Annotated in this window: 19 protein-coding genes and 16 tRNA genes; 29 read left to right on the top strand and 6 right to left on the bottom strand. The window is 58.9% G+C overall.

Features of this window, described 5'->3' with window-relative positions:
• Positions 1-50: 50 nt before the first annotated feature.
• From PV407_RS25415 to PV407_RS25340, 16 genes are all read left to right on the top strand, one after another.
• Positions 51-126: transfer RNA gene (locus PV407_RS25415), tRNA-Asn, on the top strand.
• A 3-nt stretch (positions 127-129) separates the two neighbouring features.
• Positions 130-217, top strand: a tRNA-Ser gene (locus tag PV407_RS25410).
• 19 nt (positions 218-236) lie between these two features.
• Positions 237-311: transfer RNA gene (locus PV407_RS25405), tRNA-Glu, on the top strand.
• A gap of 78 nt (positions 312-389) precedes the next feature.
• Positions 390-465 (top strand) — tRNA-Val (locus PV407_RS25400).
• A 15-nt stretch (positions 466-480) separates the two neighbouring features.
• Positions 481-554 (top strand) — tRNA-Met (locus tag PV407_RS25395).
• A 61-nt stretch (positions 555-615) separates the two neighbouring features.
• A tRNA-Asp gene (locus PV407_RS25390) sits at positions 616-692 on the top strand.
• Positions 693-762: 70 nt separating this feature from the next.
• A tRNA-Phe gene (locus PV407_RS25385) sits at positions 763-835 on the top strand.
• A gap of 39 nt (positions 836-874) precedes the next feature.
• Positions 875-950 (top strand) — tRNA-Thr (locus PV407_RS25380).
• Between the two features lie 51 nt (positions 951-1,001).
• Positions 1,002-1,087, top strand: a tRNA-Tyr gene (locus PV407_RS25375).
• 20 nt (positions 1,088-1,107) lie between these two features.
• Positions 1,108-1,181 (top strand) — tRNA-Trp (locus PV407_RS25370).
• A gap of 16 nt (positions 1,182-1,197) precedes the next feature.
• Positions 1,198-1,273 (top strand) — tRNA-His (locus PV407_RS25365).
• Positions 1,274-1,282: 9 nt separating this feature from the next.
• A tRNA-Gln gene (locus PV407_RS25360) sits at positions 1,283-1,354 on the top strand.
• A gap of 12 nt (positions 1,355-1,366) precedes the next feature.
• A tRNA-Gly gene (locus PV407_RS25355) sits at positions 1,367-1,441 on the top strand.
• A gap of 9 nt (positions 1,442-1,450) precedes the next feature.
• Positions 1,451-1,524, top strand: a tRNA-Cys gene (locus tag PV407_RS25350).
• A gap of 15 nt (positions 1,525-1,539) precedes the next feature.
• Positions 1,540-1,613: transfer RNA gene (locus tag PV407_RS25345), tRNA-Arg, on the top strand.
• Between the two features lie 7 nt (positions 1,614-1,620).
• Positions 1,621-1,700: transfer RNA gene (locus tag PV407_RS25340), tRNA-Leu, on the top strand.
• A gap of 68 nt (positions 1,701-1,768) precedes the next feature.
• Here PV407_RS25340 and PV407_RS25335 read toward each other — a convergent pair.
• Positions 1,769-2,647, bottom strand: a complete 879-nt coding sequence (locus tag PV407_RS25335) for an AraC family transcriptional regulator (RefSeq protein WP_332092804.1) — start codon at positions 2,645-2,647, stop codon at positions 1,769-1,771.
• Between the two features lie 171 nt (positions 2,648-2,818).
• On the opposite strand from PV407_RS25335, the gene PV407_RS25330 reads away from it, so the two are divergent.
• Positions 2,819-3,943: a Gfo/Idh/MocA family protein gene (locus PV407_RS25330; protein ID WP_332092803.1), complete on the top strand. Its 1,125-nt coding sequence runs from the start codon at positions 2,819-2,821 to the stop codon at positions 3,941-3,943.
• Positions 3,944-4,114: 171 nt separating this feature from the next.
• Here PV407_RS25330 and PV407_RS25325 read toward each other — a convergent pair whose 3' ends face one another.
• Positions 4,115-5,458: an FAD-dependent oxidoreductase gene (locus PV407_RS25325; RefSeq protein WP_332092802.1), complete on the bottom strand. Its 1,344-nt coding sequence runs from the start codon at positions 5,456-5,458 to the stop codon at positions 4,115-4,117.
• A 123-nt stretch (positions 5,459-5,581) separates the two neighbouring features.
• Between PV407_RS25325 and PV407_RS25320 the strand changes: the two genes are divergently transcribed.
• The 3 genes from PV407_RS25320 to PV407_RS25310 all read left to right on the top strand — a co-directional run bounded on the left by PV407_RS25320 (position 5,582) and on the right by PV407_RS25310 (position 9,009).
• Complete coding sequence (locus PV407_RS25320; RefSeq protein WP_332092801.1) at positions 5,582-6,628, top strand: LacI family DNA-binding transcriptional regulator; 1,047 nt, start codon at positions 5,582-5,584, stop codon at positions 6,626-6,628.
• An 88-nt stretch (positions 6,629-6,716) separates the two neighbouring features.
• A complete protein-coding gene (moaA, locus tag PV407_RS25315) occupies positions 6,717-7,721 on the top strand; it encodes a GTP 3',8-cyclase MoaA (protein WP_332092800.1) in 1,005 nt (334 codons plus the stop codon).
• Positions 7,722-7,725: 4 nt separating this feature from the next.
• Positions 7,726-9,009, top strand: a complete 1,284-nt coding sequence (locus PV407_RS25310) for a molybdopterin molybdotransferase MoeA (RefSeq protein WP_332092799.1) — start codon at positions 7,726-7,728, stop codon at positions 9,007-9,009.
• Between the two features lie 92 nt (positions 9,010-9,101).
• Here PV407_RS25310 and PV407_RS25305 read toward each other — a convergent pair whose 3' ends face one another.
• Entirely contained in the window at positions 9,102-9,194 is a 93-nt protein-coding gene (locus tag PV407_RS25305) for a YjcZ family sporulation protein (protein ID WP_332092798.1), read from the bottom strand.
• A 268-nt stretch (positions 9,195-9,462) separates the two neighbouring features.
• Here PV407_RS25305 and PV407_RS25300 point away from each other — a divergent pair, with 268 nt between their 5' ends.
• A complete protein-coding gene (locus PV407_RS25300) occupies positions 9,463-10,650 on the top strand; it encodes a GNAT family N-acetyltransferase (RefSeq protein WP_332092797.1) in 1,188 nt (395 codons plus the stop codon).
• A gap of 93 nt (positions 10,651-10,743) precedes the next feature.
• Here the strand turns inward: PV407_RS25300 and PV407_RS25295 are convergent, their stop codons facing one another.
• The gene (locus PV407_RS25295; RefSeq protein ID WP_332092796.1) at positions 10,744-11,805 is read right to left on the bottom strand and encodes a Gfo/Idh/MocA family protein; all 1,062 of its coding nucleotides are present in this window, start codon (positions 11,803-11,805) and stop codon (positions 10,744-10,746) included.
• A gap of 163 nt (positions 11,806-11,968) precedes the next feature.
• On the bottom strand, positions 11,969-12,487 hold the full coding sequence (locus tag PV407_RS25290) for a hypothetical protein (protein WP_332092795.1): 519 nt from the start codon (positions 12,485-12,487) through the stop codon (positions 11,969-11,971).
• A 332-nt stretch (positions 12,488-12,819) separates the two neighbouring features.
• Between PV407_RS25290 and PV407_RS25285 the strand changes: the two genes are divergently transcribed.
• The 7 genes from PV407_RS25285 (at position 12,820) to PV407_RS25255 (ending at position 17,494) form a co-directional block, all read left to right on the top strand.
• Positions 12,820-13,122 carry a LiaF transmembrane domain-containing protein gene (locus PV407_RS25285; protein WP_332092794.1) on the top strand — a complete coding sequence of 101 codons (303 nt, stop codon included), beginning with the start codon at positions 12,820-12,822 and terminating at the stop codon, positions 13,120-13,122.
• 59 nt (positions 13,123-13,181) lie between these two features.
• Positions 13,182-13,856 carry a PspA/IM30 family protein gene (locus PV407_RS25280; RefSeq protein ID WP_332092793.1) on the top strand — a complete coding sequence of 225 codons (675 nt, stop codon included), beginning with the start codon at positions 13,182-13,184 and terminating at the stop codon, positions 13,854-13,856.
• Complete coding sequence (locus PV407_RS25275) at positions 13,844-14,293, top strand: PspC domain-containing protein (protein WP_332092792.1); 450 nt, start codon at positions 13,844-13,846, stop codon at positions 14,291-14,293. The genes PV407_RS25280 and PV407_RS25275 overlap by 13 nt, the downstream gene beginning before the upstream one ends.
• Positions 14,294-14,296: 3 nt before the next feature.
• Entirely contained in the window at positions 14,297-14,989 is a 693-nt protein-coding gene (locus PV407_RS25270) for a PspA/IM30 family protein (protein WP_332092791.1), read from the top strand.
• 135 nt (positions 14,990-15,124) lie between these two features.
• Positions 15,125-15,772, top strand: a complete 648-nt coding sequence (liaF, locus tag PV407_RS25265) for a cell wall-active antibiotics response protein LiaF (RefSeq protein WP_332092790.1) — start codon at positions 15,125-15,127, stop codon at positions 15,770-15,772.
• 47 nt (positions 15,773-15,819) lie between these two features.
• Positions 15,820-16,884: a sensor histidine kinase gene (locus PV407_RS25260; RefSeq protein ID WP_332092805.1), complete on the top strand. Its 1,065-nt coding sequence runs from the start codon at positions 15,820-15,822 to the stop codon at positions 16,882-16,884.
• Positions 16,850-17,494 carry a response regulator transcription factor gene (locus PV407_RS25255; protein ID WP_332092789.1) on the top strand — a complete coding sequence of 215 codons (645 nt, stop codon included), beginning with the start codon at positions 16,850-16,852 and terminating at the stop codon, positions 17,492-17,494. Before PV407_RS25260 ends, PV407_RS25255 begins: the two co-directional genes overlap by 35 nt.
• Positions 17,495-17,642: 148 nt before the next feature.
• Here the strand turns inward: PV407_RS25255 and PV407_RS25250 are convergent, their stop codons facing one another.
• On the bottom strand, positions 17,643-19,952 hold the full coding sequence (locus tag PV407_RS25250; protein WP_332092788.1) for a polysaccharide lyase 8 family protein: 2,310 nt from the start codon (positions 19,950-19,952) through the stop codon (positions 17,643-17,645).
• A gap of 270 nt (positions 19,953-20,222) precedes the next feature.
• Between PV407_RS25250 and PV407_RS25245 the strand changes: the two genes are divergently transcribed.
• A complete protein-coding gene (locus PV407_RS25245) occupies positions 20,223-20,933 on the top strand; it encodes a GntR family transcriptional regulator (protein ID WP_332092787.1) in 711 nt (236 codons plus the stop codon).
• Positions 20,934-21,575: the final 642 nt, after the last annotated feature.

The raw sequence follows: 21,575 nt of genomic DNA, 5'->3' as shown, positions 1-21,575 counted from the left end.
CTTGGACCGCAGGGTCCTGGGAGAGTAGGACGTTGCCAAGCGATTCCCATTCCCTGATAGCTCAGTTGGTAGAGCACTCGGCTGTTAACCGAGTTGTCACAGGTTCGAGTCCTGTTCGGGGAGCCATATGGAGAGATGTCCGAGTGGTCGAAGGAGCACGATTGGAAATCGTGTAGGCGTCAAAAGCGTCTCGAGGGTTCAAATCCCTCTCTCTCCGTCGCTTCATCTTTTAGCTTGGCCCGTTGGTCAAGGGGTTAAGACACCTCCCTTTCACGGAGGTAACAGGGGTTCGAATCCCCTACGGGTCACCATTACCTTTCAAAATAATCAACAAAACGGTTGATTTTTGCGTAAAGATTTGATATATTAAAGCTTGTCACTTTCCTTATGGACGCTTAGCTCAGCTGGGAGAGCATCTGCCTTACAAGCAGAGGGTCGGCGGTTCGATCCCGTCAGCGTCCACCATGATTTACTTTTCGACGCGGGGTGGAGCAGCCCGGTAGCTCGTCGGGCTCATAACCCGAAGGCCGCAGGTTCAAATCCTGCCCCCGCAATTTTCTTAAGGTAACGAAGAGACGTTTCGTTCGGTTTGTTGCCCGGAGAAATTTGTTTCGCGGAGCTGTGGTGTAGAGGCCTAACATGCCTGCCTGTCACGCAGGAGACCGCGGGTTCGAATCCCGTCAGCTCCGCCATAATGTATTACCCGAATCATACGGAATGAGTATGTACGATCATTAAGTCATTACCGAATTGGCCTTGCATGGCTTGGTAGCTCAGTCGGTAGAGCAGAGGACTGAAAATCCTCGTGTCGGCGGTTCGATTCCGTCCCAAGCCATCATCATGTTTGCACTACTTGTTGGTGCAGGCACGATATGCCGCTGTAGCTCAATTGGTAGAGCAACTGACTTGTAATCAGTAGGTTGGGGGTTCAAGTCCTCTCGGCGGCACCATACGGAATCCGGCAGCGTACTTTTCGAAGGTCGCGGGAAACCGAATCATATGGAGGATTAGCGAAGTGGCCAAACGCAGCAGACTGTAAATCTGTTCTCTGACGAGTTCGGTGGTTCGAATCCATCATCCTCCACCATCACATTTTTTAACCGATATAGGGGCATAGTTTAAAGGTAGAACAGCGGTCTCCAAAACCGTTAGTGTGGGTTCAATTCCTGCTGCCCCTGCCAGTACAAATTATGCGTGGCGGTCGTGGCGAAGGGGTTAACGCACCGGATTGTGGCTCCGGCATTCGTGGGTTCAAGTCCCATCGATCGCCCCATACTTTTATTGGGGATTAGCCAAGCGGTAAGGCAACGGACTTTGACTCCGTCATTCCTAGGTTCGAATCCTAGATCCCCAGTATTTCCAATATGCGGACGTGGCTCAGTGGTAGAGCATCGCCTTGCCAAGGCGAGGGTCGCGAGTTCGAATCTCGTCGTCCGCTCCATTATATTTCGGCGCCATAGCCAAGTGGTAAGGCAGAGCTCTGCAAAAGCTTTACCCCCAGTTCGAATCTGGGTGGCGCCTCCACCACCTATTTTACATGTGCCCTTAGCTCAGCCGGATAGAGCGTTTGACTACGAATCAAAAGGTCAGGAGTTCGAATCTCTTAGGGCACGCTTTTTTGCCGGTGTGGCGGAATTGGCAGACGCGCGCGACTCAAAATCGTGAGGGAAACCGTGGGGGTTCGAGTCCCTTCACCGGCATCGTGAGAAGGAAGCTATGCAAGATCATCCGATCTTGGCACAGCTTCTTTTTTTTGTCGCGCCGAACGTTACGTTCGGAATCGGCCCCGTACCGATTTCGCATACTCGGTCGGCGTCATGTCGACGATCCGTTTGAACGATTTGGAAAACACATGCACGGAGCTGAAGCCGAGCCGCTCGGCGATTTCCGTAAAATTGTACGTTCCTTCGCGAATGAGCAGCTTCGCCCGGTCGATTTTCATTTGGGAGTAATAGTCCATAATCGTCCGGCCGGTGTTTTGTTTGAATACGTCTTTGAGTATCGTTTTGGAAACGCCGAGCGATTCGACGATCTCCTCGAGCGTCACGTGCGCATCGATCGCTTCGCTCAGCATCGCGATCGTCTGCTTCGTCAGCCGATCGTATTCTTTCTCTTTGGCCGGACGCGTCAGCCGCGCCGGCTTCGCTTCCCAATCGCCGCGGCGAAGCAGGCGGATGAGCAGCGACTCCAAATGCAGCTTGACCATCTGCTCCGCACCGACAGGGGCGTCCGCCCGACGTCGGAGCGGGAAACGGAACGGAAACTCGAACGCGGCGACGGCTTCCTGGATCAGCTTGGCGAGCAGGTCGCGTTCGTCGTCGAGCAGCCGGATGACTTGATGTTCGAATCGTTTCATCGCTTCGGAGTCGCAGTCGAACGTCAGCACGATCAAGTTGGGAGCTTTCCCGTTTTCGGCGTGAAATTTATGAAATTCGTTCGGCTTGTGAAAAATAAGGGTACCTTGATCGACCCGGTAACACCGGTCGTCGGCCCAAACCTCGAGCTCGCCTTTGTCGACGTACAGCAGCTCCCAGAAATCGTGAGCTTCCCCCTGGAACACGAAATGTTTGCCGAATTCGAAATAGTAAATCGTGATCATGCGATCGATGACGATGACGGGCGTAAGCCGCGTTCGTTCGTATTGCATCCCGGTTGTTCTCCTGATCGGCCTGTATTTCTTTTCATCTTATCGCATGAGGGCGCAAGGCGGAAAGAGGATGCGGCGAAAAAAACCAAAAATGCGGCTTTCGCGACAAAGCATCGGCTGCGTTTTGTTTTTACAATGGGAGGGAAGGCAAATCCGGGAGGGAAACGATCGATGAAGCTGGGTGTGATCGGCTATGGCGGCCGAATCAAGCATGTGATCAAAAGCATACAAAAAGAAGAGCCTGCGTGCGTCGTTCAGGCGATTGCCGATATTCGTCCGGATGTGGTCGTCGAAGGACGGGCGGAAGGAGTCGCTCCGGTTCCCGTATACCGCACGCCCGAGGAGATGCTCGCCGCGGAGAAGTTGGACGGCGTTTTGATCGGTACGCGCTGCTCCCTGCATACGGAGATGGCGCTGAAGGTGCTGCCGACCGGGATTCCGCTGTTTTTGGAAAAGCCGGTCGCCACGACGATGGAGGACGCCCGCAGACTGAAGGCGGGCTATGAAGCCGGGAAAAGCCGGGTCGTCGTCTCGTTTCCGCTTCGGGCGACCTCGATCGTCCGGCTCGTGAAGGAAATCGTCGACTCGGGCAAAATCGGCACGGTGGAGCATGTCCAGGCGGTCAACAACGTTCCGTACGGCGGGGTATACTATCATTACTGGTACCGCGACGAGCGGGAGACCGGAGGGCTCTTTTTGCAAAAGGCGACGCACGATTTCGATTACATCAACTACGTGCTCGGTCTCGAGCCGACGCACGTGTGCGCCATGACGTCGAAGCAAGTGTTCAAAGGGTCGAAGCCGGCCGGTTTGAAATGCGCCGATTGCGACGAAAACCGCACTTGTCCGGACAGCACCGTATACGGGCCGCAAAAAACGGCGAACTGGGAGTACTGCTCCTTCGCCGAGGATACCGGCAACGAAGACTCGGGCAGCGCGCTCATTCGCTACGCATCGGGCATGCACGTCTCGTACTCGCAAAACTTTTTCGCCCGGCGTTCGGCCGGCATGCGGGGAGCGCGATTTATCGGCTACAAAGGCACGATCGATTTCGACTTTTATACGAACGAGGTAAAGGTTACGATGCATCACGCCCCGCGGACGGAAACGCATCGGTTCGAGTCGTCGCAGGACCATTTCGGCGGCGATGCCGTTCTCGCGCGAAGCTTCATCGGCCTTATGCGGGGGGAATCGGAGTCGGTCAGTCCGCTGGAGGACGGACTCGCAAGCGCGCTCTTATGCTTGAAAGCGAGGGAGTCGGCGCTGACGGGAACGTTCCAGACGGTCGAGTGGTAGAGCGTTGGGCGTCGGCCCGGCAACCGGGAACCGTGTCGGTCGATGGAACGAATCGCAGCATGCTTACCGGCGGAAATTAGCGATACTGGAGTTCGTACGCGTTGACGAATCGGCTTGTACGTAAAAAAGGACCGCTGGAGCGTTTTCTCCAGCGGTTTTGTAGGGGAAAGATCATTTCAGCATCGCACCGGCTTTCGCCAATTCGGCCTGCAGCTCGTCCGTGTCGACGTCGGCCGGCATGATGCCGCGTTTCACGGCGATGGCCGCCGCGGTGCCGGCCGCTTGGCCGGTTGCCATGCAGCTGGGCGTAAGCCGGGTCGTGGCGAGCGCCTCGTGCGACGTCGATATGCAGCGTCCGCCGGCGAGCAAATTCGCGATCCGTTTCGGCAGCAGGCAGCGAAACGGAATATCGTAGGCGCCGTCGCCCTGCACCCAAGCGGCCGTTACGCCTTTGCCCGATGGGTCGTGGATGTCGATCGGATACCCGCTCCGGGCGATGACGTCGTCGAAGCGGCGGCCCTGCACGACGTCGTCGACCTGCAGCGCATAGACGCCGTCGATTCGCCGCGTCTCGCGGATGCCGATTTGCGCGCCGACGGACGAGATCGAAGCTTTTTCAAAGCCGGGCAGGCGGCTGCGCATAAACTCGGCCACCATCAGCACCTGCCGCCGTCCGGCGTCCTCCGCCTCCGTCAAATGCTCGACGTCGGTTCCGTCGAGCCCCTGCACTCTCGTCGTATTGACGAGCACCTCGTCCTCGGCCGGCCCCGTGAAAAACAAAACCTGATCCCGATTGATCGGCAAATTCGCTTCCTTCCAATGCTTGTAGAAGCCGAGAACGCCGGACAACGGCAGCCGATCGAGCTCCGCGAAAGGCGTTTTTTTGTAAAACTCGTCCGGATGGTCGAGCATGTATCGCTTCACCCGCTCCAAATCCACGCCCCGCATGCGGAACTTCATCGTCATCGGCTGCGTCAGCTTGTCGCCGTCCCGCCCTTGCAGGCACGGAGCGCCCGACAAGTAGGCCAAGTCGGCATCCCCCGTCGTATCGACGAACAGCCGCCCTTTCACTTCGATTTTGCCGGTCTTTGTCGTCAGACGCACCGATTCGATCGTATCGTCCCGTACGCGGGCTTCGTCGACGAAGCTGTGGGCGAGCAGACGGACGCCGGCTTCCTTCAGCATGTCGAGCGCGACGACTTTGTATACTTCCGGATGATACGGCGTAATCGTATGCACGAACCCGACCGTGTCCCGCACATGACCGGGCGAGGCGCCGGCCTGCATAAGCCGGTCGACGATTTCCTGAGCGATCCCGCCGATAACCTGCCTCCCGTCCGCCGTATGAAACGTCATCCACGGATAAACTAAAGCGGCCGTCGACATGCCGCCGAGAAAACCGTATCGTTCGACCAATACCGTTCGCGCGCCGCCGCGTCCCGCCGCGATCGCCGCATTAATGCCCGCCGGTCCGCCGCCGCAAACGACGACGTCCGCTTCAATCGTTTTGTTCATGCGAAAACTCTCCCGTATATGCGATAGTTTGAAGCTATACCCTAAGTATAGCGGGTGCCGGTCCATTGCTTTAGTTTAAAATTGGTTTAAAATTAGGAAAGGACGTATCGAGGAGGCCGGCGCATGAAACGCCGCAGGGTAACGCTAACTCATTTGGCCGAAGAGCTCGGCTTGACGATCCAGACGGTTTCGAAGGCGCTGCGCGGCTTGCCGGGCATGTCCGAGCAAACCCGCAGCGACGTCATCAAGCTGGCCATGGCGAAAGGCTATTTGACGAAAGATCAGAAGCTGGCGCTGCGCTACGAAAACATCGCACCGTATCCCGTCGAGCAGCGACGCTTTTTGCTCGTCCAAAACGAGCGCTCGCTCAATTTCAACCGGCTGCTGCTGCAAGGGCTGCACGAGAGGTTCATGGAATTCGGACATACCGTCGAGCCGCTTCTGCTGCCGCCCGGACTGAAGCCGTCGGAGTTCGGCGAGTGGGCGGAGGCGAGCGGTATCGGGTACGCCGAAGGCTTGTTCATCGCGCCGAGAATGGGCGGCGACGCGATGGAGCGCAAGCTGCTGGAGCTGCCGGTCCCCCGCATTTTGCTGAACTACCCGCCTCCGGAAGCGAAGGTGGACAGCGTTATTTGGGACGTGTACGAGGCGATGCACCAATCGGTGAGACATTTGCTGAGACTGGGGCATAAACGGATCATGTACGTCGGCGATGCGAGCGGACAAAGAGGCTTCGCTTTGCGGCTGCACGCTTTCGCCGAAGCGATGTCGGAGGCGGGATCGCCCGTGAATGCGAAGGACCACTGCACGGCGCGGGACGACGGCGGGCGATGGCCGGACGAATTCGGCCGTTTGTACGAAGCGACCGCGCCGACGGCGATCGTGTGCGGGCTCGACGAGGAAGCGGACGCGCTATTCGATAAACTGGCGGAGATGAAGGTCGATATCCCCGGGCGATGCTCGATCGTCGCTTTTTTGAACGAGCCGTCGGCCAAACGCCCCGCCTGCTCGCGTCCGCAGCTGCTCATCCGGGAAACGGGCTACCGGGCGGCCGACCGGATGCTTTGGCGTCTCGCCAACCCGCATATGCCGTACGAGCATATTCGGCTGAGAGGCGAGTTCGTCGCCGGGGAAACGACGGGCGCTCCGCCGGCGGAATTTTATTGTTAGAAACTCTCACATATTGACGATGTGAACCGCTTTTTATGGTACAATAATAGGCAATAAACCGATCGATAGCGAGAGGGGTGACGCGGTCATGTCCGTTAAGCTGACCGACCGTTTCGGGCGCGTGCACGATTATTTGCGCATTTCCGTTACGGACCGATGCAATTTGCGATGCGTCTACTGCATGCCGGAGGATGGAATGGAATTCGAACCGGACGAATCCATGATGACGTTCGAGGAAATCGCCGCCGTCGTTCGGGTGCTCGCAAGACGGGGCGTGAGCAAGTTGCGGTTGACCGGCGGCGAGCCGCTGGTGCGCAAGCATTTGGAGCAGCTGGTCTCCATGCTGTCGGCCGTTCCGGGCATCGAGGATATCGCCTTGACGACGAACGGCATCTATTTGGCCCCCCGGGCGGAACGGCTGCGCGCCGCCGGAATTACCCGCGTCAACATCAGCCTCGACTCGCTGCGGGCGGACCGGTTCGCTCTCGTCACCCGAGGCGGCGACATTCGCAAGGTGCTCGCGAGCATTGCGGAAAGCGAACGGGTCGGCTTCGAGCCGATCAAGCTCAACGTCGTTCTGATGAAAGGAATCAACGACGACGAAATCGGCGACTTTTTGCGATTGACGGCGGAGCGGGGCTTGACCGTCCGCTTCATCGAATATATGCCGATCGGCCATGCCGACGACGGGTGGCGCAATCGCTATTTGCCGCTTTCCGCCGTATTGGACTATTGCGCGCAGGCCGGCTTGACGGTCGAGCCGGCGGAAACGGTATACGGCAACGGACCGAGCCGAAATTACCGCATAGCGGGAGCGAAAGGCTCGTTCGGGCTGATTCATCCGGTCAGCGACCATTTCTGCGCGACGTGCAACCGGCTCCGCTTGACGGCGGACGGCCATATTAAGCCTTGCCTGTATTGGACGGACGAATTTAACGTGAGAAAGGCGATCGGCGACGACGAGGCGATCGAGCGGCTGTTTTGCCGCGCGCTCGACATAAAGCCGGAAAACCACGAGATGGCGCAGGCGCTCGCCCGGGCCGAGCAGTCGCATACGCCGACCTCGCGGCGGATGTCGCAGATCGGGGGCTGATCCGGTGGGAGCGGAAGGGACAGCGAAGTTTGGCCGGACGGGCGTAACCGTCGAGGAAGCGCAAAGGCGGATCGCCGAGCGGATCGGGATCGGCTGCACCGGTACGGAGCGGGTCGGTCTGCTCGAGGCGTTCGGACGAAGGCTGGCGGAGCCGATATTCGCGGACGCGCCGCTGCCGCATTTTCGCCGCTCCGGCCTGGACGGCTACGCGGTGCGGGCGGCCGATACGGCGGGGGCGACGCCGCAATCGCCGGCGCGGCTGCGGGTGACGGAGACGATCGCGTGCGGCGCTGTGCCGGCGGCGGACGTGGCGCCGGGGACGGCGGCGAGAATTATGACCGGCGCGGCCGTGCCCGAAGGCGCGGATGCGGTCGTTATGCTGGAGATGACCGAGGCGGAGGATCGGGACGGCGTCCGGTTTGTTCTTGTAGGGAAGCCGATGGAGCCCGGGGCCAACGTGGCGGGAATCGGAGGCGAAGCGGAGACGGGGCGGCTGGTGCTGGAAGCGGGGAGCGTCGTCTCGGCGGGGGAAACGGCGGTTCTCGCCGCGTTCGGCCATTCCGTCGTAACGGTCGCTCGCCGGCCGAAGGTGGCGATCGTCGCGACGGGGGCCGAGCTGCTGCCGGTCGACGCCCCCGCGCCGCTCGCGCCGGGCCGCGTCCGCGACAGCAACTCGGCGATGGTCGCCGCGCTCGTCCGCGAAGCCGGAGGGACGCCGATTCTGTGGGGCGCCGTCGACGACGATCCGTCCGCCGCGGCTTTCGCCGTCCGAAGCGCCCTTGCGGAAGCGGACGCGGTCGTGACGACCGGAGGGGTATCGGTCGGCGATTACGACGTCATGACCGACTTTTGCCGAACGTGGGACGGCGAGCTGCTGTTCGACAAAGTGCTGATGCGCCCCGGCAGCCCGACATCCGCGGGCGTGCGGGACGGGCGCCCGCTGTTCATGCTGTCGGGCAATCCGGGCGCGTGCTATGTAGGATTCGAGCTGCTTGTCCGCGGGGCGCTGCTGCTCATGCAGCGTTCGTCCGAGCCTGCGTATCGCGCCGTCCAAGCGGTGCTCGGCGAGGGACAGTATCCGGGGATCGCGCTTCGACGTTACGTCAGAGGACGATGCCATTCGGAAAACGGGACGCTCGTCGTCGTGCCGACGGGTGCCGACAAATCGAGCCATCTCGTCTCGCTGCCGGGGACGGACTGCCTGATCGTCGTTCCTCCGGGCGGACGGGGCGTTCGCGCGGGAGACGCCGTTTCGGCGTTGGTTCGCCGGCATTCTCCGTTTGCGTAACGCGACGGCCGGCGCGAACCGTCCCGCGGAAACAGTGGACGACCGGGGAACGAAGCCATTCCCCGGTCGTCAGGATGCGCCGTTAGTGCCGTTTAGATCCACCCGTAACGGCTTACGATAACAAGCAGAATAAAGAGAACCAGAATTACGGCAGTCGAAGTGAAAACTCCTCCAACACCACTCATACTCGCATCCTCCTTTCGCAAGCAGGTAATACACGATATTCTTCCCGGCGCAAATCCGTTTGGACATATGCCCGCCTATAGCACCGTTTTTTGCCGAAACGGCCGAAAATGGCCGATAAGTCCCGATGAACGCAGCGGCTGTTCGCCGCGCCCGCAACCTGATACAATGAAAGGGCGACGCGGAGCGATCGGCTTCCGCGGCCCGAACGGTCGAAACGGCCGGAGCAACTGAAACGATCGGAACGCATACCAAGCGGAGGTCCGGATCATGGACGAAATACGCACGCTGCGCCAGGACGAGCTGGACGACAGCATTACGCTGTCCTGCTACGCTTTTCAATACGACGTAACGCCGGAGGAGCGGGAAGACCGCAAAAAGCGGATGAACCCGGACCGGATCTGGGGCTATTTTGTGGACGGGAAAATGGCGTCCAAAATGCATATTCACGACATGCGCATGTACATACAAGGCAAGCCGATCCGGATGGGCGGCGTCGCCAGCGTGGCGACGTGGCCGGAATACCGGCGCAAGGGGATGGTCGCGCAGCTGCTCGAACGAGGGCTTCTGGCGATGAAGGAGGACGGGCAGACGCTGTCGTGCCTGCATCCGTTCTCGATATCGTTTTACCGGAAATACGGCTGGGAGCTGTATACCGACTATAAAACGTACGAGCTGAACGCGACCCAGCTGCCGAGCGGAAACGCCGCAGACGCCGCGGGCCGCATCGAGCGGGCCGACCGGGACTGGAGGCTGCTCCAGGGCGTGTACGACCGGTACGCGCGGCGTTATAACGGAACGCTCGTTCGGGACGAGTCGTGGTGGAACCATACCGTATTCAAGCAAAAGGGCGGGCAGGCGGCCGTTTACTTCGACGATTCGGGCGACGCCCGGGGATATATGCTGTACAAAGTGAAAAACCGCATCATGGACATCGGCGAGATGGCGTATGCGGACGAGTCGGCGCGGAGAGGGCTGTGGCGGTTTATCGCCAGCCACGATTCGATGTGCGACAAAATCAAGCTGCAGGCGCCGGCCGACGACAGCTTGCCGTTTTTGCTGCCCGATCCGCGCATCGTCCAAAGTACGGTCCCATATTTTACGGCCCGGATCGTCGACTTCCGGGGGTTCGTGGAGCAGTACGCGTTCGAGCCGACGGGGCGGGAGGAAAGCGTGCGCATCCGGCTCGGCGACCGGCAAGCGCCGTGGAACGACGGCGATTTCGTCTTGCGCGCGGACGGCGCCGGCGCCGGTTCCGCCGAAGCGGCGGGGGACGATGCGGCCGCCTTCGCTCCGGAGCTCGCATGCGACATTCAAACGATGACGGCGATGCTGATGGGCTACAAGCGGCCGCGGTTTATGCGCGACGTCGGACGGCTGAGCGGCGGGGACGATGCGGTTGAACGGCTGGAGCGGATCGTTCCGGCGCGTGCGACGTATTTTCCGGATTATTTTTAAACCGCCAAATGCCAAGGAACGTCAAGCCTGGAAACAAAAAAAGCCTCCGATCCCGCCGGCAGACCGGCGGTTCGGGGGCTTCTTTCGTTATCGTCAGCCGAGCGAAATTTCCGAGCGGCGTTCGGAGGAGTCGTAAATCGCCTGAATGATTTGCGACGACTTGATGACGGTGTCGATATGCGCCGGCGACTTTTCCCCGGTGCGCACGCAGTTCAGGAAGCTGTCGATTTCGTTCTGGAACATGTCGCGCGACGTATATTTCGGCGTCGTTTCGAGCAGGGCGCCGTTTTTCGCGCTATATAAAACGAATTCTTTGCCGTATTGCAGACGGATGCCGGCTTTGTCGCCGAGGAAGTCGATGAACATTTCGCTGACGCCGATGTTTTGCGCCCAGGCGCCGTTCACCGTAATGGTCGGGCCTTCGGTGCGGATGAGCGCCGTCACGGAATCGTCCACGTCGTACGTGCCCGCATAATTCGGAGGTCCGGCCCACATGCTCGTGTAGGCGTAATTTTCCATATCGACGCCGAGCTTGCTGAACGCCTGGCCGGTTACCGTAAGCGGCTTCGGATCGCCGGAGCAGTACATGACGATGTCGAGAAAATGGACGCCCCAGTCGATCAAAGCGCCGCCGCCGGCGATCGCCTTCGTCGTAAACGCGCCGCCGAGCCCCGGGATGGAGCGGTGCGAACGGAAGCTGACGTAAACGTGGTACAGCTCGCCGAGCTCGCCGTCCTCGATCATTTTCTTGATGATGTTGACGCCCGTGTTGAACCGGTTGACGACGCCGATGTTGAGCACTTTGCCGGTTTCATGCTGCACCTTCTGCATTTCCAGCGCTTCGGCGTACGTTCTTGCCGCAGGCTTCTCGCACAGCACGTTTTTGCCGGCGCGCAGACAGTCGATCGAAATCGAGGCATGGCCGTTGTTCGGCGTACAGATCGAGACGGCTTCCACCTCGGGATCGTTCAAAATGATGCGGTAATCGTCGATCGCTTCCCCGCAGCCGTAATCGTTTACCGCTTTCTCGGCCTTTTCCTTGATAATGTCGCAAAAATATTTGATTTCCGCGTGCGGATTGGCCAAATACGCTTTAATGTGGGCGCTGTTCGCGATCGTCCCGCATCCGATAATGGCCACCTTGATTTTACTCATCGTTTTCCCTCCCGCTAGAGCGATTACAACCCACATTCAATTGTAGCTTCTCGCGGGAAATAAACAAACCTTTTTTTCATTTTTCGCATATGTTTCGGAGATTTTCTCCCGTACCCGGCCCGCGAGCGAAAATAAGACGGCGAAATCGCTTCGCCGCCTTCCTTTAAGTTCCGCTTCGAAATTCCGGCGCGCCCGACAAGCCCTGCCCGTTTTTGAACCGCTCGACGAACGATCCGGCGTCGGCTTTGATGATAAACATTCGCGGGCTCCCGCCGGCTCCCGTCAGCATCATCCTCGTATCGTGCGGGGCTTTCGGGTCCCACATAATGAACAGCTCGCGCACTTCGCCGCGATACCAGTTGTTGCTCACGCGAACGACCGGCTCGAACGGCACCTTCAGCACGTAGCCGCTCTCCGGATCGAGCCGGAAGCCGCCCCAGGCGCTTCGGATGGACGCGATCCACGACTCGCCGAGTCGCCGGAACGACATCGAGTTCGGCACGGATCGGATGACGCGGCCTTGCGCCACGTCGAACAATTGGACGAAGGACGCCGTTACGGCGGCGGCTTCGGCGGACGGGCGAGCGGGCCATGCATCGCGCGCGGCGGCCGGCTGCGGGCCGGACGGCGGTTGGCACAGCGTCGCGGCGAGACTGCAGGCGATCAACCATTTTGCCAGCATCGGCCGTTTCCCTCCTTCCTTGAACCGGATCGGGACATACTCGTATACGGTTTACGCTTCCACGGAAAGCTCCGTTTTATTCGCCCATCGTGCAAACAACCGCGCGCCGGACCGCCCTAACGATCCGAATCCGCTTCCCGCCTCGGTTTTCGCCTTTGCTGCAAGGGCTGCGCGTCCGTTCCCGGGGCGGGGAGACGGGACCTCGAGACGGTCTCCGGCACTCGACTTAGGGCCAGTAGCAAAAACCGTCGCGGGTCCGTTTTGACCGGCCCCCTAATCGCCTACAATGAGTACATAAGCGAAACACAACTAACGAAAGGCGGTGAATGGACATGAAATTGAACGGCAAAACCGGCCTCGCAATTTTGCTTATCGGCTGCGGCGCGTTGATTTTGCTCGGCAAGATCGGTCTCGGCCTCGGGTTTCTGATGAGCTACTTGTTCCCGATCGCGCTGCTCGGTCTCGGGTATTACGGAATCAGAAACGGCAGCAAGTTTTTCGGCTGGGCCATCTTCGTAGTCGGCTTGATCGCGCTGCTCGGCAAGTTTTCCGGATTGTTCGCCATCATCTTCGCGGTAGGGCTCATCTGCTTCGGCATTACGGTGTTGAAAAAGAAAGAACGCAGCTGGCTGTAACGCAATCGCGGACTACGCTCCAACACATACATTCGAATCGAAAAAGGAGGACATAAGCGATGAGCCTGATGAGGCGGATGAGAGACATAACCGTCGCCACGCTGAACGATCGGCTGGAGCAGGCGGAAGATCCGGTCAAGTTGATCGATCAATATTTGGCCGCCCAAAGAGAGCAAATTACGCAATCGGAAAAAGTGTATCGCCAAATGATGGCGCACGCCCAGTCGCTTCGCCAGCAAGTAACGGCGGCGGAGCAGCTTCGGGACAAGCGCGAGCAGCAAGCGATGATCGCGCTCAAAGCGGGAGAAGAGCATGTCGCCAAAATGGCGCTGCAGGAAAAGCTGCTTCAAGAAGAAAAGTACGAGCAGTACAAGGAGCTGTACGAGCAAACGAAGCTGTCGATCGTCGAGCTGGAGGAGCAGCTGGACCAGCTCAAGCGCGATTTCGACGAGGTGCTCAGCAAGCGGCAGTACTACATGGCCCGTCTCGAGTCGGTCCGGCTGCAGCAGCGGATGAACGAGTCGATGCGCGGCGGCTACGCCGGCATTAGCGGCCGCACGTTTCATCGCCTGGAAGAGCGAATCTCCGACATGGAGATCGAAACCCGAACGCTGCGCGACGTGCGGCAGTTCGGCAAAGAGCTGGCCCATACGGGCAGCGCGATGAAGGAGGCGCTCGAAAACGAGCTGTCCCAGCTGCGCAGCAAGCTGGAGAAGGAAGGATGGTTGAAATGAAGAAGCTGTACCGTTCCCAGAGGGACAAGAAGCTGTTCGGCATATGCGGAGGGCTGGCCGAGCTGCTCCAGGTCGATTCGACGCTGCTTCGTTTAATCATCGTCGTGACAACGTTTTTCACCGGCGGCGTTCTGATCCCGATCTATATTCTCGCGGCTCTCGTCGTTCCGAAGGAGCCGGGGTTCGAATCGGCGCACGCGGGTCACTGGAACCATTACGGTCCCGGCCCGGGCTACCAAGCCTATACGGCTGCGCCGGGCGCCGGGTACGGCTACCGGAACGCGCCGAATTACAACGCCGCGCCTAACGCCGGCACGCAGCCCGAGTCGCAATCGAACATCGACGGCATGATGAAGGACATCGAAAGCAAAGCGATGTGGAACGAAATTCAAGAATTGAAAGCCAAACTGTCCAAATACGAGAAGGGAGACGTGTAAACAATGGGAGTTTTTAAACGGATCAAGGATATGACGAAAGCATCGGTGCATGAGCTGCTCGACAAGGTGGAGGATCCGGTCGTTATGCTGAACCAGTACATTCGCGACATGGAGGAAGAAATCGCCCAGGCGGAAGTGACGGTCGCCCGTCAAATCGCGAACGAGCGCAAGCTGCAGGAACGTTTGAACGAATCGGTCCGCCTCAGCGCCGACCGCGAAGCGAAAGCGGCCGAGGCGCTCAAGAAAGGCAACGAAGCGATCGCCCGCCAAGCGCTGGAGGAGAAGCTGTATTACGATCAAAAGATCGTCGAATTGAGCGAAACGCACGCGCAGTCGAAAGGGCAAGCCGACGAGCTGCTCGCTCAGCTGCACACGATGAAGGACGAGTATTACAAAATGCGCAACAAGCGCAACGAGCTGGCCAGCCGCGCCGAGCTTGCGAAAGCGAAAAAGCAAATGGCGCAAGTATCGACTACGAATTCGATCGAAAGCGGCCAAGCGTCCCGCGGCTTCCAGCGGATGGAGGAAAAGATCATCCAGCTCGAGGTCGAAGCCGAAATCGCCCGTACGCCTTACGTGCCGGCAACCGCCCTGCAGTCGGTGCAAACGATCGACGCCGCCAAGCAGCAAAAAATCGACGAGCAGCTGCAAATTCTCAAGGAGAAGCTGTCCGTCGCCCCGGCGGCCTCGGAATAACGTTTTGTAGGGTCGGACGAATTGTGATATTCTAGTCTGGGAGCAAAGGCCATAGGGCGAGGCGTTCGCGCTATGGCTTTTCCCGTCTGCTGCTGCCGGGCATATCGAAAGCGATTCAGAAGAGGAGGTGCGGCAATGGGAAATCGGAACCGCAATACGGCCATCGTGCTTATCGCAGCGGGACTGTTCATCTTGATCCAGCACTACGTCAGTTTTTTTACCATTGCCGCCCTGTTGTTCATCGCGCTCGGCGTCTACAAAATAAGATCGTCGCCGGATAAAACCGGCTATGTTATTCTAGTAGTGGGCATCGTTTTGCTGTTCAGCGGACATTTTACGTTTATATTGTCCGTCGTGCTCATCTCGCTCGGGCTGTTCTATATGAAGTCGAAGCAGGCGCACCGGGACGATACGTACACGCAAAAGCAGAGCCTGCTGGAAAGCTTCAAACGGGACAAAGAACCGTGGGAGCTGAAAAATACGAGCATGTGGAACGTCGTCGGCGAAATCTACATGGATTTGTCGCTCGTCATCCTCGATCAGAAGGAGACGACGATCGTGCTGCAGGGCGTGCTCGGGGACGTCGACATCATCGTGCCGGAATTTATCGGCGTGAGCGTCAACGCATCGGCATTGGTCGGGCAAATCAAGGCGGGAAGCGAGAAGGAAACCGGACTCGTCAATAAAGTCGTTTGGCAGTCGCCGAACTACGAGACGTGCGACCAAAAAGTGAAACTTCTCGTCTCGTACGTCGTAGGGGATATTGACATTAAAATGGTGTGACGTTACTGCTCCGAGGAGGATCGCTCGTGAACAAGAAACTGACGAACATGATATGGCGAAGCATGGGCGAGTCGATCCTTCTCAGCCTTTTTTTGTTCGGAACGATTATTTACATATTGAATTATTACGGGTACATTCGGCCTTTCGCGAACTGGAGGGAGGGCGTCCTGATCAGCCTTCTCCTGATCGGCGTCGTCGTCGTGCTCGGCGGCGCGTTCGGATTTTGGTCAAGCTCCCGGACGACGCGGAGGCTGGAGCAGCTGCAGGACGCCATGCTTCATTTGGAAAAAGGCAACCTGAGCCGCCCGATTCCCGACCTCGGTCAGGACGAAATCGGGCGCATCGGCGAGCAGCTCGGCCGGATCAGCACGAGGTGGGAGGAGCAGGTGTCGTCGCTGCAGCGCCTGTCGACGAACAACGCGGAGCTGGCGGAGAAAGCGAGATTGTCGGCCGTCGTGGAGGAGCGGCAGCGGCTCGCCCGGGAGCTGCACGACGCGGTCAGCCAGCAGCTGTTCGCCATCTCGATGACGGCGACGGCCGTCGGCCGGACGCTGGATAAAGATTTCGACAAGGCGAAGCGGCAAATCGCGCTCATCGAGGAAATGTCGTCGGTCGCCCAGTCGGAGATGAGGGCGCTGCTGCTTCATTTGCGGCCCGTCCATCTCGAGGGCAAGCGTCTGTCGCAAGGGCTGCGCGAGCTGCTGCAGGAGCTGCAGGCGAAGGTGCCGATCGAGATCACCTGGGATATGGACGAAACCATCCGGCTGCCGAAAGGAATCGAGGATCATCTGTTCCGGATCGTCCAGGAGGCGCTGTCGAATACGCTGCGCCATTCGAAAGCGACCCTGCTCGAACTGAAGCTGCAGCGGCCGTCGGACAACGTCCGGCTGTCCGTGCGCGACAACGGCGTCGGCTTCGAGCTGGACGAGAACAAGCACGCCTCGTACGGCATTCAATCGATGAAGGAGCGGGTGAACGAAATCGGAGGAGCGATCCAGTTCGTCACCGCTCCGGGCAAAGGGACCCGCATCGAGATTCGCGTGCCGATTTTGACGGAAGATGGAGGAGAAACGACCGATGGAAGCGGAAATCAAGGTGTTGTTGGTGGATGACCACGAAATGGTGCGCATCGGCCTGGCGGCGGTGCTCGGAACCGAGGACGGGATCGAGGTCGTCGGCGAAGCGAGCAACGGGCTCGAAGGCATTCGTCTGGCGCAGGAATACAAGCCGGACGTCGTCCTGATGGACCTCGTCATGGAAGGGATGGACGGCATCGAAACGACCCGCAGGCTGCTGCAGCAAATGCCGGACATTAAAGTGATCGTGCTGACGAGCTTTTTGGACGACGAGAAAATGTACCCGGTTATCGAAGCCGGGGCGTTCAGCTATTTGCTCAAAACGTCCCGGGCTTCGGAAATCGCCCAGGCGATTCGCGCCGCCGTCAAAGGCCAGTCGGTGCTCGAGCAGCAGGTGGCGGCGAAGATGATGAACCGGTTCCGCCAGCCGAAGCCGGCCGCCGAGCCGCACCACGACTTGACGGACCGCGAGATGGAAGTGCTGAAGCTGATCGCCGCGGGCAAGTCGAACCAGGAAGTCGCCGACGCGCTGTTCATCGGGATCAAGACGGTCAAATTTCACGTGACGAACATTTTGGCGAAGCTGGGCGTGGAGGATCGGACGCAGGCGGCGATTTACGCCTTCAAGCACGGCCTGGCGGAGTGATCGCGCCGCCCGGAACGAATACGAATATGCGTGTCTCGCTCTCATCCACGGTGAGAGCTGTTCGCGTTTGTCGGCACGGGCGCCGGGTGGACGACGCGGATACGCTTCGACTCCCCGGCCGATCGGGAACGCCCGGTCGTTTCCTTCGCTAGACGAGCGTTCCGCGCAGCTTCGCCGAACGGGTCCGGCCTCCCGCATGGGCAACGTCGACAGACAGGATGACGCTCGGCTCCAGCCGCTTTACCTCGATACCCGGATCGGCATACAGCACTTCGGTTGCCGCGGCCGCGATTTCGATCGCGATCGGCGAAACGCCTTGTTGCGTCGGGTCGGCTACGGCGAGGTCGATTTCCCCGTCGCCCGCCTTCAGCATGACCGCGGCTTTTCGGTCGGACGCGATCGGGCCGACTTTCTTCGCTTCGTCGTTCCAAAAGTGAACGCCCCACACGTTTAGCCGTTTATGATGCACCGCGTGCGCCGCCGACGATTGCTCGACGATTTCGATCGACGGATCGGCCGTATAGGCGGCCGTTCGATCCGCGCTTTGTCCCGGCAAAAGGACATACGCATACGTTCCCCGCTTCGGGCTCACCCCGTGATCGAACCAGACGGTCAAATAGTTGCGGGTTACGGCCGCGCTATCGTTCAGTTCGTTCGCTTCGCCGTCGTTAATGTCCGACCATCGTCCCGTTCTGGCTTCGCGCAGCGCCCGCAGCGCCGGCGTACCCGGGAAATAATATCCGATGCCGGATCGCTCGTCGTCCCCCGCCACATGCATCCATCCGGTTTCCGGCAGCTCTTCCGCCCATCCGGGCGCCGCAGGCATCGGCCTGCCGTTCACGATGAGACGGTTATCGCCTTTTTCGTTCAGCTTGCGATTGTCCACGATCGTTTCGACGGAGACCGGCTGCTCCGTCCGGATATCCGAACCGAGCGCGACGATTTCCTCGTCGAACAGAAACCACGATTTTTTCGCCGTCATGCATCGTTCGTCGTCGGGGCTCGCCCGATAATCCTCCAGCTCCATGCCGACGGCTCCGTATCGGTCCAGCAGCTCGACGCCGCCAATCCAGCTTTTCGAACTGAGCCGGCTTCGGCCGAAGCCGTTATCGCGCGCCGCCGTCGTCACCGTCGTACCCGGCAATCGGTACGGATCGACCGTCGGCCAGTAGCCGTCGGCGAATTGACCCAGGTCGCCGTTGTATAAATAGACAGCGCCGTGCGCCGTATGCCAGCCTTTCAAATTTTCGCCGTTGATCGACTCGTAGCTGGCGATGCGGCTGGAAAACATGGCGATCGCGAACGCGAACCGGTCGCGGTGGTGAACCGCGCGGTCCATCGCGGCGAACATTTTGAATTTGGCGTAGCCGTCCCGCGGCTGCAGCCGTCCGTCCTGCAAAAGCTCCTTCGCGAGCGCGACCGACTCCAGAGAGGTAGCCATGCCGAACGGCACCGTCGCGTAATCCCCGAACGTCATGTAATCGTCCGTCAAAATCCAATGCTTCGCCATCCGCCGCATCCGCTCGGCGTCCTCGGCCGGCGCGATTCGCGCCAGACGCATGACGGCTTCGATAACATGCTGGCCGGAATCGTGCTCCTGCGAATAATATCGCGCGATTTCCCGCCCTCTTACGAAATCCATCAAGGCGCCCCTGTACATGACCGGCTCGAAGCTGTCGAACACCCAGCGGAACACATGGTCCCGCAGCGGATCGACGACTTCCCATTCCGTCCCGTTCAGCAAGTACAGCAGCTTCGACATGTCGAGCAGCATGCTTCTGCCGTAGCTTCCCGTATACGCGAAATGGCCGTGTTGAATGAACGAGCCGTCGGCATAAAAGCCGTCGCCGGTCCGCACATAAGGGAACACCGGACTGACGGCGTCCCTCGCGGCGGCAAGCATGTCCGAATCGTCCAAAACGATCGACCGCAAGGCGACGACCAGACAAACCCAGATCCGATTCGCCCCCGTATAGTTGTCCGGATTCGGCGAAAAATGGTCGACCGCCCGCATATAAGCCGCGATCCGGTCCGCCGGAATGCTTTCGTACAGGAGAATGACCGCGTCGGTCAACGCCAGCGGCGCCCCGATTTCCCAATGCCACCAGTTCGAGTAGCGGTTCATGCCGTCCCGGTAGCGGTTCGCGTACATCCATTCGAGCGCGTCGAGAATGTCCGTTTTCAACGCGGTGTTGTTGTGCAGGGCCGAGCCGCGGAGCGCGTACGCGATCGCCATTTCCTTGATCCGGATATAGGCGACCGTCACCACATTGGAGCTGCTTGTTGATGCCAAGTCCTCCCATATATAGTCGCGATCCGGCGACTTGTTCATCGACGTCCAAAAGGCGGAAGCCGAGGCGGCGATCCGTTCGATGCGGGCGGCGATTTGCGGGTCGCGCGCGTCCAATTCCGGACCGCCGAGCAGAATGCGCTTCCATTTTTCTCTCAAATGCTTCATCAGGACGTACAGCTCCTTTCCCGATTGACCGGTCGACGGCCGCCGATCCGACCGTTGGCCGGCCGCTACAACCACCATACCAGACGGCATGCCGAACCACAATATGGAACAAGGAGCGATCATCCTTCCGTGATACGAATACAAACAGACCCGAAACGACCCGTCGGATCGACTCCAAAGTTGACATAAGTACATGGAATTATATATTATTGTCTATATAATGTGTAAGAAATAATCGAACAAGAAGCAGAGCGAAGGATGGAGCCGACGATGGATCAACAATTGCAAACGCAGCCGCTTATTATACAGAAGCAAAATATTAGCGAAGAACTGGTGAAATATATCAAGCAGCAAATTATCGCCGGCGACTTGAACCCCGGCGACCGGATCGTGGAGACGAAGCTGGCCCGCGAGCTCGGCGTCAGCCAGACGCCCGTAAGGGAGGCGATTCGCCATCTGCACGGGGAGGGCGTCATCACGATCGTGCCGAACAAAGGGCCGATGGTGCGCACGCTCGATATGAAGGACGTGTTCGAAATTTATTCGGTCCGCTCGATGCTGGAAGGACTGGCGATCCGGCTGGCGACGCAAAACGCGACGGACGCGCAAATCGCCGAGCTCGAGTCGTTTTACGAGCAAATGAAGCGGAAGCTGCACGACGACTCGGTGCCGAGCCTGCTGCACGATTCGTCGCATATTCACAAGACGATTATCGAGATGGCCGATCATTCCCGGCTATTGAACATGTACCAGTCGATCTCGTTCCAAATTTCGCTCGTCAACCGGCTGCTCGGCGCGAAATCGACGAAGCAGAAAGAAGTGGACCAGCATCTCGAGCTGATCGAGGCGCTCAAGAAGCGAAATCCGGACGAGGCGGAGCATACGATGCGGAAACATATTTTTCGCTCGTATCGCGATTTCGTCCAGCTGTCCGAAAAGAAGGAACAGCCGGTCGAATTCGACGAGAAGCTGTGGCTGTAACCCGATCTCTTGGCGAAAAACCCGGGCGCGTTATGGGCTAACGAATCCTACGGTTCTTACGGGCGGGACATCGATCGTTTTTCCGGGCTAACGAATCCCTGTATCGCTATCGAACTCGAAAATGGAAGAAAGCGAGCCGATTTGCCGGTAATAACGATACTGGAGTTCTTTACCAATTCCGACCGTCGAATTGGGCTCCGATAACGATCGCAAGGTTCGTCAGCCGTATTTCGAAAAGCGGTTCGCGGGATTTCCGGGGAATGGGAATTAGAGCGGAACGCGCTAACGTAACGGCTTGCGCAACAAAGGACCGTCCGGGTGTTTTTCCCGGACGGTTTTTTCGCGAAGAGCGACTTTCTGTACCAACCTAAACAACTTTCGCTAAATCGCGGTCGCTCATCCTCGAAGCACGTCGATAGACGTTGCTGATAAATCGTTTGCGGCCGTCAGCCGAACGACATCGCGGCGTAAAACGGTTGACGAGTATAATATATATTCTATATAATGTTTAATACGTACCGACGAAAGGCGATGTGCGCCCGCAGCGGTACAAGCGGCTCGCCGGGTTCGAGCTTGCGCTATTAGAAAGCGTTTTCCGGAATGCGAACGACGCCAAGCCATTAAGGCCGAACCGGCAAAAGG

The sequence above is a fragment of the Paenibacillus sp. GYB003 genome, from assembly GCF_036577625.1.
In the GTDB taxonomy this organism is placed as follows: Bacteria; Bacillota; Bacilli; order Paenibacillales; family NBRC-103111; genus Paenibacillus_AB.
This window is presented reverse-complemented; position numbering and strand designations above follow the sequence as displayed.

Coding starts and splice junctions, on each gene's coding strand:
- PV407_RS25335 (WP_332092804.1), bottom strand. CDS start 2,647: ATGCAATACGAACGAACGCGGCTTACGCCCGTCATCGTCATCGATCGC.
- PV407_RS25330 (WP_332092803.1), top strand. CDS start 2,819: ATGAAGCTGGGTGTGATCGGCTATGGCGGCCGAATCAAGCATGTGATC.
- PV407_RS25325 (WP_332092802.1), bottom strand. CDS start 5,458: ATGAACAAAACGATTGAAGCGGACGTCGTCGTTTGCGGCGGCGGACCG.
- PV407_RS25320 (WP_332092801.1), top strand. CDS start 5,582: ATGAAACGCCGCAGGGTAACGCTAACTCATTTGGCCGAAGAGCTCGGC.
- moaA (WP_332092800.1), top strand. CDS start 6,717: ATGTCCGTTAAGCTGACCGACCGTTTCGGGCGCGTGCACGATTATTTG.
- PV407_RS25305 (WP_332092798.1), bottom strand. CDS start 9,194: ATGAGTGGTGTTGGAGGAGTTTTCACTTCGACTGCCGTAATTCTGGTT.
- PV407_RS25300 (WP_332092797.1), top strand. CDS start 9,463: ATGGACGAAATACGCACGCTGCGCCAGGACGAGCTGGACGACAGCATT.
- PV407_RS25295 (WP_332092796.1), bottom strand. CDS start 11,805: ATGAGTAAAATCAAGGTGGCCATTATCGGATGCGGGACGATCGCGAAC.
- PV407_RS25290 (WP_332092795.1), bottom strand. CDS start 12,487: ATGCTGGCAAAATGGTTGATCGCCTGCAGTCTCGCCGCGACGCTGTGC.
- PV407_RS25285 (WP_332092794.1), top strand. CDS start 12,820: ATGAAATTGAACGGCAAAACCGGCCTCGCAATTTTGCTTATCGGCTGC.
- PV407_RS25280 (WP_332092793.1), top strand. CDS start 13,182: ATGAGCCTGATGAGGCGGATGAGAGACATAACCGTCGCCACGCTGAAC.
- PV407_RS25275 (WP_332092792.1), top strand. CDS start 13,844: ATGGTTGAAATGAAGAAGCTGTACCGTTCCCAGAGGGACAAGAAGCTG.
- PV407_RS25270 (WP_332092791.1), top strand. CDS start 14,297: ATGGGAGTTTTTAAACGGATCAAGGATATGACGAAAGCATCGGTGCAT.
- liaF (WP_332092790.1), top strand. CDS start 15,125: ATGGGAAATCGGAACCGCAATACGGCCATCGTGCTTATCGCAGCGGGA.
- PV407_RS25260 (WP_332092805.1), top strand. CDS start 15,820: ATGATATGGCGAAGCATGGGCGAGTCGATCCTTCTCAGCCTTTTTTTG.
- PV407_RS25255 (WP_332092789.1), top strand. CDS start 16,850: ATGGAAGCGGAAATCAAGGTGTTGTTGGTGGATGACCACGAAATGGTG.
- PV407_RS25250 (WP_332092788.1), bottom strand. CDS start 19,952: ATGAAGCATTTGAGAGAAAAATGGAAGCGCATTCTGCTCGGCGGTCCG.
- PV407_RS25245 (WP_332092787.1), top strand. CDS start 20,223: ATGGATCAACAATTGCAAACGCAGCCGCTTATTATACAGAAGCAAAAT.